General features: G+C 38.5%; 8 protein-coding genes. 4 read left to right on the forward strand and 4 right to left on the reverse strand.

Going from position 1 to position 13,497, the window contains the following annotated elements; translation table 11 throughout:
• Window positions 1-168: 168 nt before the first annotated feature.
• Window positions 169-1,878 (forward strand): dihydroxy-acid dehydratase, encoded by a 1,710-nt coding sequence (ilvD, locus tag H6G97_RS14930; protein WP_190941439.1) that lies wholly within the window; start codon window positions 169-171, stop codon window positions 1,876-1,878.
• 160 nt (window positions 1,879-2,038) lie between these two features.
• Complete coding sequence (locus H6G97_RS14935) at window positions 2,039-2,323, forward strand: WYL domain-containing protein (RefSeq protein WP_190941441.1); 285 nt, start codon at window positions 2,039-2,041, stop codon at window positions 2,321-2,323.
• A gap of 28 nt (window positions 2,324-2,351) precedes the next feature.
• On the opposite strand, the gene H6G97_RS14940 is transcribed toward H6G97_RS14935, so the two are convergent.
• The 3 genes from H6G97_RS14940 to H6G97_RS14950 form a co-directional block, all read right to left on the reverse strand.
• Entirely contained in the window at window positions 2,352-2,900 is a 549-nt protein-coding gene (locus H6G97_RS14940) for a cysteine hydrolase family protein (RefSeq protein ID WP_190941443.1), read from the reverse strand.
• A 93-nt stretch (window positions 2,901-2,993) separates the two neighbouring features.
• Window positions 2,994-3,194, reverse strand: coding sequence for a hypothetical protein (locus H6G97_RS14945; RefSeq protein ID WP_190941445.1), 201 nt, complete (start codon window positions 3,192-3,194; stop codon window positions 2,994-2,996).
• Between the two features lie 20 nt (window positions 3,195-3,214).
• Window positions 3,215-3,667 carry an SAM-dependent chlorinase/fluorinase gene (locus tag H6G97_RS14950; RefSeq protein WP_190941447.1) on the reverse strand — a complete coding sequence of 151 codons (453 nt, stop codon included), beginning with the start codon at window positions 3,665-3,667 and terminating at the stop codon, window positions 3,215-3,217.
• 332 nt (window positions 3,668-3,999) lie between these two features.
• On the opposite strand from H6G97_RS14950, the gene H6G97_RS14955 reads away from it, so the two are divergent.
• Both H6G97_RS14955 and H6G97_RS14960 read left to right on the forward strand, forming a co-directional pair.
• The gene (locus H6G97_RS14955) at window positions 4,000-10,083 is read left to right on the forward strand and encodes a hybrid sensor histidine kinase/response regulator (protein ID WP_190941449.1); all 6,084 of its coding nucleotides are present in this window, start codon (window positions 4,000-4,002) and stop codon (window positions 10,081-10,083) included.
• Window positions 10,080-12,086 (forward strand): ATP-binding response regulator, encoded by a 2,007-nt coding sequence (locus H6G97_RS14960; protein WP_190941451.1) that lies wholly within the window; start codon window positions 10,080-10,082, stop codon window positions 12,084-12,086. The genes H6G97_RS14955 and H6G97_RS14960 overlap by 4 nt, the downstream gene beginning before the upstream one ends.
• 257 nt (window positions 12,087-12,343) lie before the next feature.
• On the opposite strand, the gene H6G97_RS14965 is transcribed toward H6G97_RS14960, so the two are convergent.
• Complete coding sequence (locus tag H6G97_RS14965) at window positions 12,344-13,369, reverse strand: EAL domain-containing protein (protein WP_190941457.1); 1,026 nt, start codon at window positions 13,367-13,369, stop codon at window positions 12,344-12,346.
• Window positions 13,370-13,497: the final 128 nt, after the last annotated feature.

Consider the following 13,497-nt stretch of genomic DNA (forward strand, 5'->3'; position numbering starts at 1 on the left):
TGTTGATGGAATAGTTTACTTTCTGGAAGCCCCATTAAAGTAGCACAGGTGTCGTAGTTCCATATTTTTGATAGTTTATAAGTCTCAATTTGCAATAAATATATATTGGACATCTTAAAAGAAGTCTACGTATCATACTCTTACAAAGATTTGAGCAAGGCCAAAGCAATGGATGAAAAAACAATTTCGTCAGAGAATTTTAGAAGTAAAGTTGTCACACAAGGAGTGCAGCGATCGCCAAATCGGGCCATGCTGCGTGCAGTAGGTTTTCAGGATGAAGACTTTAACAAAGCAATTGTGGGTGTGGCTAATGCCTACAGCACTATCACTCCCTGTAACATGGGGATTAATCAATTAGCATTGATAGCTGAAGCTGGAATTAAACTAGCTGGGGCAATGCCGCAAATGTTTGGCACAATTACTATTAGCGATGGGATTTCGATGGGAACTGAGGGGATGAAATATTCCCTAGTGTCACGAGAAGTGATTGCTGACTCCATTGAAACAGCTTGTAATGGTCAGAGTATGGATGGTGTGATTGCCATCGGTGGCTGTGATAAAAATATGCCAGGGGCAATGATTGCAATGGCACGGATGAATATCCCGGCTATCTTTGTTTACGGTGGGACAATTAAACCTGGACACTACCAGGGTAGCGACTTGACTGTTGTGAGTTCCTTTGAGGCTGTGGGTGAATACAGCGCTGGTAAAATTGACGACACCGAACTGATGGAAGTAGAACGCCGCGCTTGTCCTGGTGCGGGTTCTTGTGGTGGGATGTTCACAGCTAATACTATGTCCTCAGCTTTTGAAGCGATGGGCATGAGTTTACCCTATTCTTCCACAATGGCGGCAGAAGATGAGGAAAAAGCTGATAGTACCGAAAAATCAGCCAAGGTATTAGTAGAAGCAATTCGCAATCAACTGTTACCCCATCACATTATCACCCGTAAATCTATAGAAAATGCTATTTCTGTAATTATGGCTGTGGGTGGTTCAACTAACGCCGTATTACATTTTCTGGCGATCGCTCGTGCGGCAGGTGTAGAACTTAATCTAGATGATTTTGAAACTATCCGTGGTCGTGTCCCTGTTTTATGTGATTTAAAACCTAGCGGTAGATATGTTGCCACAGACTTACATCAAGCTGGTGGTATTCCCCAAGTGATGAAAATGCTATTGATACATGGATTACTTTACGGTGACTGTATCACCATCACAGGTAAAACCATCGCCGAAATTTTAGCAGATGTCCCCAATGAACCACCCACTAATCAAGATGTGATTCGTCCTTGGAATAACCCGATGTATCCCCAAGGCCACTTAGCCATCCTAAAAGGGAATCTCGCTACAGAAGGAGCAGTCGCCAAAATTACCGGGGTGAAAAATCCCAGTATTACTGGTACTGCACGGGTATTTGATTCCGAGGAAGAATGTTTAGATGCCATCCTTGCAGGTAAGATTAAAGCCGGTGATGTGATTATCGTTCGCTACGAAGGGCCCAAAGGCGGCCCTGGGATGCGGGAAATGTTAGCACCCACCTCAGCACTTATTGGTGCAGGTTTAGGTGATGCAGTCGGATTAATTACTGATGGGCGCTTTTCTGGCGGTACTTACGGGATGGTAGTCGGACACGTTGCTCCCGAAGCCGCCGTTGGTGGTGCGATCGCTCTGGTCGAAGAAGGTGATAGCATTACTATTGATGCTAATTCTCGCTTGTTACAAATCAACATTTCTGATGCAGAGTTAGCCAGTCGCCGCGCCAAATGGCAACCCCGTCTACCCCGTTATACAAAAGGCATCTTAGCAAAATATGCGAAGTTAGTTTCCTCTAGCAGTGTTGGTGCTGTCACAGACTTGGGTTTATTTAACGAGTAGGGAGTAAGAGTAGAGACGCGATATATCGCGTCTCTCGACAAGAGTAGGCTACGGGATAGTGGCAGAAGCACGGATTTCACAAGTGCGGGATGCCATACTTACTGATTATTCCTGTGTTCGTCCGGTTGAATTCAACTTAGGCGACTATTGGCAATAATCGATGGTTGAGTTCAAAGCCAATCTGCCTTATTATGCCGTAACGGTGCGTGTTGCTCCAGAGGTTATGTCTCGATTACGCTATGCCGGATACTTTGCCCGAATAGAACAGATTGACTCGCCCGATGGCTGGACTTGCGTTTGGCTGAGGTTTGATATAGTAGAAGAAGCGGCTTGTGCTTATGTGCTGGGGTTTGGCGCACAGATAGAGGTAATTGAGCCATTAGAATTACGCGATCGCGTTTTGCAAGCGGCAGAAGAGGCGATCCTGTTTTATACCGAACATTAAATTAAAAACGCACAATTTCTGAGAATTTTTATTCTCTGTTTTTGTCTGGTGGTGCAGCTAGGAAACCCTCAGAAAGACCTGCCTCACGCAGACGAAAAGCACCAATATTCCGACTGAGTACCGCCAAACCTGCCAGGTGTGCTTGTAAGCCTGCTGTACTAGCACAGCAATCAGTTAAGACGATGGGTTCAATGCCAATATCAAAAAAATCCATCGCTATCTTCAACACACACATATCAGTGTCAATCCCTAAGATGAAAACTCTTTGAAAACAGTGCCTCTTAAAGTAGTCTGCCAGTTCATTTGGTATACCGCATAGCCCCAACTTAGAAAAAACTACTTCTGGTTTAACCCAAGGTTCTAATTCTGAAGCAATATTAGTTTCTGGCTCCTGTGTACAGCTATGCCAATCAAGGAATTTCTGATAGGGACTATCAGGTGCGTTGATAAATCTAGTAAACAAAACAGGTGCATACTCACCTCGCCCAATTAAATGGGCAACTCGCTGCGGGATGTGATGAGTGAATTCATTGATAAAACCGGATTGAACATCAATAACGAGTAATGGCTCAGACATGGGAAAAGAAATAAACAATGATGGTGAATCAAAACTGAGGTAAGCTGTACTTTCTAAAAATTAAATTTTGATCTAAGTGACTTTGTACGGCTTTTAACTGATATTTACATGCGTGCCGATTGCTGGGCGATTAAAAGATTCCCAGGCATTACCACCTCTGAGGAAAACTTCCATCCAACGCATCTGTTCAGCTTGTGCATTAGTCCAACCACTGCTACCAGGCGCAAAAGCTAACTGTCCAGTTTCCACTGGCTTTACTACCATCGCTCTTGGTTGCTTTGTGTTTGCTCTCACCTATTTACACTCATACAGTATCACTTTGGTGTGTCGTTGCTCTCTTCATGCTTAATAGTGGTTTTCAAGTTACCGTAGCCATCAATATAAGTTATACAGTTAGACGGCACATCAGGTATATCAGAGTGGGCAATCTCCTCACCTAAAGCATCAGGTTGACCTAGAGCGATCGCCCCAGCCGCTTCTGGAAACAAATCAAGAGAACGAAACCGTGAACCAGAAGCCCCTACAGCAGTCCAACGCAACTCTACTGCTAAATCGCGTACAAATGAAAAGGCATAACCTGCATTACCCCCCCGATTATTACTTCCATCTTCATTAAGGGGGGGTGTGGACGGTGATGAAGAAGGCAGGGGAGCAGGGGTGCAGAGGAGAATTTTTGTATAAGTTCTTTTCCCTCTGCTCCTTTGCTCAACACCATACTGCATATACATTCCAGCTGCATAAGCTGCATCTCTTTCAAGGTGCAACAAACTCCCGCCCCTGGCCATCAGTAATCATTTACCTTTAATATGTCAAAAATTAATAATAATTTCCAATTTAAATCGCAGTAGGATTTAAAATTGATATAAATCTCATAGAATAGAAATTAAAAATCGACAGTTAAGATCACAAAAATTTCAAATAACGATAGTAGAGTGGGTAGGTAAGATTATTTTCCCTTAAACGAGCAAGAACCGATCACAACCATCTTTTAATTATTCGCACGAAGCAATTAAGCATTTATAAATAATCCTTTTTAGTACCACAATAAGTTTTTTGTAGCTAATTTAAGAATTTAGCTCACTCAAGTGGCAATATAAACATGAGTATTATCCTTGCCGATTACAATTTAATCAAAGTTATTCATGATGGTATAAATACTTGCCTTTATCGTGCTTTTCAAAAGTCAGAACAAACCTCAGTAATTATCAAAACTATAAAAGCTGAGTATCCCACTAGAGAACAAATTGCCTACATCAAGCATGAGTATCAAATACTGCAATTTTTACAGATAGAAGGAGCTATTCAACCTCTAGGCTTAGAAAGTACACAAAATGGTGTAGCACTTATCTTGCAAGATTTTGAAGGAGAGACGCTCAAGGATATTATTAGCGCGCCTAATTTGGAACTCAACAATTTTTTGCAAATTGCTATTCAATTAGCTGCAACACTATATCAGCTACATCAAAATAATCTTATTCATAAAGATATTCAACCTCATAATATCCTCATTAATTCCAACACAGGTCAAATAAAAATTATTGACTTTAGCATTGCATCACGCCTATCTAGAGAAAATCAAATAGTTAATGATTTCAATTTGCTGGGAGGTAGCCTCGCTTATATTTCGCCTGAGCAAACTGGGAGAATGAACCGCTCAATAGACTATCGAACTGATTTTTACTCATTAGGAGTGACATTTTACGAAATGCTAACTAGCAAGCTGCCCTTTGTCGCAGATGACCCTTTAGAATTAGTTCACTCACACATTGCTAAGATCCCACTCCCGCCTCACGAATTAAATACCAAAATTCCGATAGCAGTTTCCGATATTATCATGAAATTATTAGCTAAAACTGCTGAGGAAAGATATCAAAATGCTTTAGGATTAAAAGCAGATTTAGAAGTATGTTTACATCAATTAGAAACGACTGGTGAAATTGAAAATTTTGCTATTGGTCAACTTGATTTATCTAGCCGTTTTCTGATTCCCCAAAAACTTTACGGTCGAGAACGAGAAGTTGTGGAATTAATGAATGCCTTTGAGCGAGTTAGTTCTGGCACAACTGAGTTAATGTTAGTTAATGGTTATTCTGGAATTGGTAAAACTTCGTTAGTAAATGAAGTTCATAAACCTATTATTCGGCAGCGTGGTTATTTTATTTCTGGAAAGTTTGATCAGTATAAACGTAATATTCCTTATGCTTCATTAATTCAGGCTTTTCAAGAACTAATGCGACAGATATTAACAGAAAATGCTGAAAAGTTAACAAACTGGAAAAAGAAACTGTTAGAAGCGGTTGGTGTCAACGGCCAAGTTATTATTGACTTTATTCCTGAGCTTGAAAAAATCATCGGCTCTCAGCCTGAAATACCACAGCTAGGAATTAACGAAGCTCAAAATCGCTTTAATCGATTATTTCAACAACTTATTTATGTATTTTCTCAAGCCAAACATCCACTAGTAATTTTTCTGGATGACTTACAGTGGGCAGACTCAGCTTCTCTTAAGCTAATTCAACTGCTGATTAGTGACCCTGAAAATAAATATTTTTTAATAATAGGAGCATATAGAGATAACGAGGTGAGTCCAACTCATCCATTCATACTAATTCTAAAAGAATTAAAAAAATCTGGAGCAAATGTCAATAATATTGTTCTCCAGCCTTTAAATATTTATCATATAAATCAGTTAGTTAACGATACACTGCGTAGTTGTCTAGACAATTCAGATAACCTAGCTAATTTAGTCTTTAATAAAACGCAAGGAAATCCATTTTTTGTAACTCAGTTACTCAAATGTCTTTACCAAGATAACTTGTTGTATTTTAATTTTAACACAGGTTTTTGGCAGTGGGATATTGAAATTATCCAAGACATTGATATTACTAATAATGTTGTCGAGTTAATGGTTAATCAAATTCAAAGACTATTACCAACAACACAGGAAGTTTTAAAATTAGCTGCTTGCATTGGCGATAAATTTAGTTTAGATATTTTAAGTATTGTTAACCAAAAATCTTTGTCGGAAACAGCTAAAGAACTATGGGAGGCTCTGCAAGCAGGTTTAATTTTACCTATAGATTCGTCTTATAAAATACCTTTGCTTGTTAGTGAACAGCTAGAAGAACAACTGATAATAGAGCTAATACAGCAAGAACAGAAAATAATTGCATATAAGTTTTTGCACGATCGTGTGCAGCAAGCATCTTATTCTTTAATTCCAGATATTAAGAAAAAGGAAACTCACCTGAGAATTGGGCAATTACTTCTTCAAAAGAGTTCGCTTGAAGAGCGAAAAGAAAATATTTTCTATTTAGTAAACCACCTAAACTATGGCAGAGATTTATTAACTTCAAAGTCAGAGAAATATGAGTTAGCTGCACTCAATCTCATAGCGGGACAGAAAGCGAAAGCAGCAGCAGCCTATGAGTCAGCTATGCGCTATTTCAAGGTAGCTTTGAGCCTATTGACAGCTTCTAGTTGGAATCAGAAATATGAACTTACATTAACTTTGCATCAGGAGGCAGCAGAAGCGGCATTTCTTAGCGGTGACTTTGAGCAAATGGAGATATTAGCTGAAATAGTACTACAACAAGCTAAAACACAACTAGAAAAAGTCAAAGTTTATGAGTTGCGTATCAAAAGTTGTGAAGTGCAAAGAAAATTACTTGAAGCAGTGCAGCTTGGGCTAAAAGTTCTGGAAATGTTGGGAGTAAAACTCAATCAGTTACCAACTCCATTAGATATTCAGGAAGCTATTCAAGAAACTACAAACAATTTAGCAGGCAAAGAAATAGAAGATTTAATTAATTTGCCTTCAATGACAGATGTTCATAAGCTAGCAGCTATGAGGCTTATATCAAGTTTAGTTCCTGCTGCCTATCAATCTGCACCTGCATTATTTATTTTGATGGCTTGCCAAGAAGTAAATTTATCTATTAAAAACGGAAATACGCCTTTTTCAGCTAGCGGTTTTGCTGATTATGGAGTGGTTTTTAGCGGCTTATCACAAGATATTGAAGCTGCTTATCAAATTGGACAATTAGCTTTAAATTTATTAGAGCGGTTAGATGCTGTTGAAGTTAGAAGCCAAGTCTTATTTAAAGTATCAACTTTTATAATCCATTGGAAGCATCATGTTAGAGATACTTTACCACTTTTAGAAGATGCTTACTCTAGCGGATTAGACTCTGGGGATTTGGTACATACTGGATATTCAGCTAGTAATAAGTGTCAATATTCATACTGGAGTGGTTCGGAATTAAAAAGCCTAGAACAGGAAATGGCAAGATATAGTAAGCTGATTGCTCAAATCCATCAAGAGACTGCCCTGAAATGGCATCAAGTATTTCACCAAGCAGTTTTGAATTTAATAGGATTATCTGAAAACCCTTGCCGTTTAATTGGTGAATCTTACAATGAAGATAAATTATTAGAACTGCACATCAAATCAAACGAGCGAACAGTAATTCACTATGTATTCCTTAATAAATTAATTTTATGTTATTTATTTGGTGAATTTACTCATGCTTTAGAAAATTCTATCAAAGCGGAACAGTATTTAGATGGAGTGACAGGCTGGTTAAATGTGCCATTATTCCATTTCTACGATTCTCTAGTACAACTTGCAATCTATCCATCGGCTTCATTCGGATCTCAAGAAAATCTTCCAGACAAGGTGAAAATTAATCAACAAAAAATGCGTAAATGGGCAGACCATGCACCCATGAATTTTCAGCATAAATATGATCTGGTAGAAGCAGAGAAAGCACGAGTATTAGGTCAATATTGGCAAGCAATGGAATATTATGACCGAGCCATTGGTAGAGCTAAGGAACAAGGATACATCCAAGAACAGGCTCTTGCCAATGAACTAGCAGCAAAGTTTTATTTTGAGTGCGGTAGAGAAAAGGTAGCTCAGGCTTATCTCGCTGATGCTTACTATGGATATATGCGCTGGGGGGCAACAGCAAAGCTTAGAGATTTAGAAATAAAATATCCCCAAATTTCTGCCCGGCTGTTAGAACAAAGAACGCACAGCCCTGATCAAAGCCTACTTGTTCAATCCTTAAATTCAAGTATTAGTAAACCTTTTGATTTAGCAACATTTATTAAAGCTTCACAAGCACTTTCTGGTGAAATAGTTTTTGAAAAATTGCTAGCTAAATTAATGCAAATTGTGCTAGAAAACGCTGGCGCAGAAACAGGATTTTTAATTTTAGAGAGAGGGGGTAATTTATTCATAGAAGCTTCAGGTAGATTTGGTCAAACTGAAATAAATGTACAGCAATCAACACCTGTAGAGATGAGTCAGCAATTACCTATATATATAATTAATTATGTACATCGAACTCAGGAAAATGTTGTACTCAGCGATGCTACGTGTGAGGGAAAATTTACGACAGATAGCTATATTGTTCAGCACAAACCAAAATCTATTTTATGTAGCCCAATTATTCATCAAGGTAAGGTGTTTGGTATCCTTTACTTAGAAAATAAATTGATTGCTGGGGCATTTACACCGGAACGATTAGAAGTTTTACAACTTTTATCATCACAAGCAGCTATTTCGTTAGAAAATGCTCGTCTATATAATGATTTAGAAGAATATAATCGGACGTTAGAAATAAAAGTTAAAGAGCGCACTCTAGAATTACAAGATAAAAACTTAGAATTACAACAGCAAATTAGCGAACGGCAAAAAGCTGAAGAAATAGCCGCATCTGCTAACCGTGCCAAGAGTGAATTTCTCGCTAACATGAGTCATGAACTCCGAACCCCACTCAACGGTATTTTGGGCTATACTCAAATATTCCAGACAGATACATCTTTAACTCCTCAGCAAAGGAATGGCGTAAATATTATTCATCAGTGTGGTGAACATCTACTAACATTGATTAATGATATTTTAGACATCTCCAGAATAGAAGCTCGAAAAATGGAGCTTTACTTACAAGAGTTTAATTTATCAGCTTTTTTAGAAGGAATAGTAGAAATTTGTCGGATTCGGGCTGAACATAAGGGAATCAGCTTAATTTACCGCCCTTTATATCCACTACCTAGTTTAGTTCGTGCCGACAATAAACGCTTACGTCAAATTTTAATTAATTTACTAAGTAATGCAGTTAAGTTTACAAAAAAAGGTAGCATTACTTTTAAAGTAGGCTATGTAAATCAAGATAGAGACTGGACAATAAATACAGGTAGCCTGGCAGGTCAATTATCAAACTCCAAAATTAGATTCCAGGTAGAAGATACAGGAAGTGGTATTGCTTCAGAGCAATTAGAAGAGATATTTTTACCTTTCAAGCAAGTGGGTGAAGATAGCTTAAAGATAGAAGGAACCGGATTGGGTTTGACTATTAGCCGCCAATTGGTTCAAATGATGGGAAGTGAATTATATGTTACAAGTGAATTAGGTAAAGGCAGCGTTTTTTGGCTAGATTTGGAATTACCAGAAGTTTTTCAATATACTAAAATTGATGCTAATGAACTTAATATTATTGGTTTTTTAGGGACTAAACGCAAAATTCTTGTAGTGGACGATAAATGGGAGAATCGGTCTGTATTGGTTAATATCTTAGAACCTTTGGGTTTTGAAGTTTTAGAAGCAACTGATGGTTTAGATTGCCTTCAGAAAGTTCCTGAATTTCAGCCAAACTTGATTCTTATGGACTTGGTAATGGCAAAAATGGATGGATTTGAAGCTACGCGTCGCCTCAGAGCCTTACAAAACTTTCAAGAAGTGATAGTCATTGCTATTTCAGCTAGTGTCTTTGAATTTAATCAACAAGAAAGTCGCAAAGTAGGGTGTGATGGTTTTCTGCCAAAACCAATCCAAAGAGTAGAACTTTTAGAAAACTTACAGGTTCACTTAGAGTTAAAATGGGTATATGAAGATCAAGGTAAGGCAAAAAAGATAAAAGACGAAAAAAAAAGTATTACTAATAGTTTAAACTTGACATCTCAGGCTCCTATTATAGCTCCTTCAGCAAGCGAACTGGCAATTTTGCTAGATTTGGCTAGGCGGGGAAATTTAATAAGCATTGCTGAACGATCTGTAGAACTAGAAAAAATAGATGAGAAGTTGCAGCCTTTTGCTAGTCATTTATATCAACTAGCTAAAGGTTTTAAAGGCAAACAAATATTAGAGTTTCTGCAAAAGTATTTTGAGGCTATATGAAAAATGATTCTAATAAATCTAGTGTTATTTTAATCGTTGATGACACTCCTATCAATTTAGAAGTACTTTATGATTTTTTAGGCAAAGCTGGATTTACGGTTTTGATTGCTGAAGATGGCGAAAGTGCGATCGCTAGAGCTGAATATGCACCACCAGACTTAATTTTGTTAGACATCCTCATGCCGGGAATGGACGGTTTTGAAACTTGTCGGTTGCTGAAAAAGAGTGGATTAACGCAAGATATTCCGATCATTTTTATGACTGCACTTTCCGAAACTGTGGATAAAGTCAAAGGCTTTGAACTGGGTGCAGTCGATTATCTCACCAAACCGCTTCAGCACCAAGAAGTCTTAGCTAGAATTCAACTTCATCTCAAGTTGCGATTTCTAACAAAAACCCTGCAAGAACAAAATTTACGCTTGGAAAATGAAATTGCTGAACGCTTACAAGTAGAAGAAAAAATCCGCGAACAAGCTGCTTTACTAGATATTACGAGCGATGCAATTCTTGTCAAAGATTTTGACAATCAAATCCGTTTCTGGAACCAAGGAGCAGAACATTTGTATGGCTGGAAAGCCACGGAAGTAATTGGTAAGAATGTTAAACAAATTTTATATCTACCAGAAACCTTGTCTCAAATCCAGGATATTTATGCAAATATAGCTAAGTCTGGTTTTTGGCATGGTGAATTACACCAAGTTAATAAAAAAGGGCAAGATATTATTGTTGCCAGTCGTTGGACTTTAATGCGCGATCGCAACGGGCAAGCAATATCGATTTTAACCGTAAATACTGATATTACCGAAAAAAAGCATTTAGAAACTCAAGTTCTACGGGCGCAACGTCTAGAAAGTATTGGCACCCTAGCTAGTGGCATAGCTCATGATCTGAACAATATACTGACTCCGATTTTAACGACAGCACAATTGTTACAGATGAAAATGCCCGATGCTGATGAGCGTAATCAACAGATGTTAAAAACTATAGAAAATAATTCTAAACGTGGGGCTGCTTTAGTCAAGCAAGTCTTGCAGTTTGCTCGAGGAATTGATGGTCAGCGTACCGTTGTGCAAATGAACCATTTATTTTCAGAAATTCAGCAAATTGTTCAAGAGACTTTTCCAAAATCGATTGAATTGACAGAGCATATTCAACCTGAACTTTGGGCTGTAATTGGCGATGCAACGCACCTACATCAACTACTGATCAACTTAGTAGTTAATGCTCGTGATGCTATGCCCAAAGGTGGCCATATCGGAATTTCTGCGGAAAATCTCTTGATTGATGAAGATTATGCACGCATGAATCTGGATGCCCATGTTGGCCCTTACATTGCTATTACTGTTGCAGATACAGGAATGGGGATGCGCTCAGAGATTATCGATAGAATCTTTGAGCCGTTTTTTACCACTAAAGAGATTGGCAAAGGTACAGGATTGGGTTTGTCTACCGCCAAAGGTATTATCCAAAGTCATGGTGGTTTTGTAACTGTGACTAGTCAAGTCGGCAAAGGTACGGAATTTAAAGTTTACTTGCCGGCAGTGGAAGTAGCAAAAACGCCCCTAGTAGAAGACCTGGAGTTATTTAAAGGTAATGGAGAATTAATTTTAGTTGTTGATGACGAAACCAGAATTTTGGAAACTACTAAAATATTATTAGAAGTTTACAACTACACAGTACTGACAGCTAGTAATGGGATTGAAGCGATCGCGCTTTATGTTCAACACGAAGACGAAATAAGCGTAGTGTTGATGGATATGATGATGCCCTTAATGGATGGTGCAACTGCTATCACTACGTTGCAAAAAATTAATTCCCAAGTCAAGGTTGTGGCTGTTAGCGGTCTGAACGTTAGTGAGAAACTGGCTAAGATGCCTGGAATTAAAAAGTTTATTGCTAAACCATATACGACTAAGGTGTTATTGCAGACTTTACACAGTATTCTTGTGCAGAAATCCACAAATCCAAACTTATGTATTGCACCTAGTGGTCTATCACATTAATTCTGATGGTTGGGTAAATCTTTGAAAGCTTAACTCTAGCGTCTTCTGTACGAAAGCGCCAATCCACACAAACTTTATTTGTATTACGTTCACATTCCCAACTTGAAACCTCTTTTTCTAAAGTTTTGGTATCGGGAAATCTTCTTTGAAGACATTGGCGCACGAGTATCAAGCAAGTAGTTAATATAAATAAGCAGAACTATTTGACCTTTCCAATTGGCAACGGCATTTCTCCACGTAGGTGATAGATTCGTTCATTAACATAATTGAGGATTAGCAGCAATTAATGCTACTGCATCTGAACTAGGCAATGGTTTGGAAAAAAAGTATCCTTGCACAAATTCACAGTTTAAATCTTTTAAAATCGCTAGTTGCTGTTGTGTTTCGACACCTTCAGCGACCGCTTTCATTCCTAGTTTATGTGCCAGGGTGACGATAATCTCGATAATGTCCAGATTTCGCTTATCAGTAGTCATAGGGTTAATAAAAGAACGGTCAATCTTTAACACACTAATCGGAAAGCTATAAAGACGGCCTAATGACGAGTAGCCAGTGCCAAAATCATCAATTGATATCTCAATACCCAATTCTTGCAGTTGTAGGAGTACAGCAATAGCTTCATCACCGTTTTCTACAATGACTGTTTCAGTAATCTCTAGCGTTAAATGATTCGGATTTAGACCAGTTGAAAGCAAAATGTCTCGAATTTGCTCAATCAAATTGGGCTGGCAAAATTGTTTAGCGGAGAGATTGACACTCATTTTTTCTAGTGAGTGCTGAGGATAGCTGACCAGCCACGCTTGCATTTGACGACACGCTTGGAAAAGCACCCAGTAGCCAAGCTCGACAATTAATCCAGTTTCTTCCGCCAAGGGAATAAACTCACCCGGAGCGAGCAAACCACGCTTTGGATGCTGCCATCGCAGCAACGCTTCAAAACCCATAATAGAGCCGCTAATGAGCGAAACAATTGGTTGGTAATAAAGTTGAAATTCTTGATGTTCAATTGCTCGGCGTAGATCAACCTCTAACTGCAATCTCGTTATTGCACTAGCATACATATCCTGATTAAATAGGACATAACGCGATTTGCCCAAAGCCTTGGCCTGGTACATCGCCGTATCAGCATCTCTCAGCAATTGTTCTGGTTGGTCATACTCAAGTATAGAACTTAGAGCAATGCCGATACTTGCACTTGTAAACACTTCTTGCCCATCAAGCCTCAAAGGTAATTTTAGTCTAGCGTGGCAAAACTTACTAGAGAAGAGCGGAAATCCTGTAATCTTGACCTTGTAGCCAAATAATGGTGCAAAAACTTGGCAAGAAAAAGTTTAAAACCAGAGGCAACATCGTTTGAAGTACTCGATTGTGTTCAAAAAAAATGCCCTTCGTGCGGTCAAGCAATGTGGAA

The sequence above is a fragment of the Nostoc flagelliforme FACHB-838 genome, assembly GCF_014698065.1.
In the GTDB taxonomy this organism is placed as follows: domain Bacteria; phylum Cyanobacteriota; class Cyanobacteriia; order Cyanobacteriales; family Nostocaceae; genus Nostoc; species Nostoc flagelliforme_B.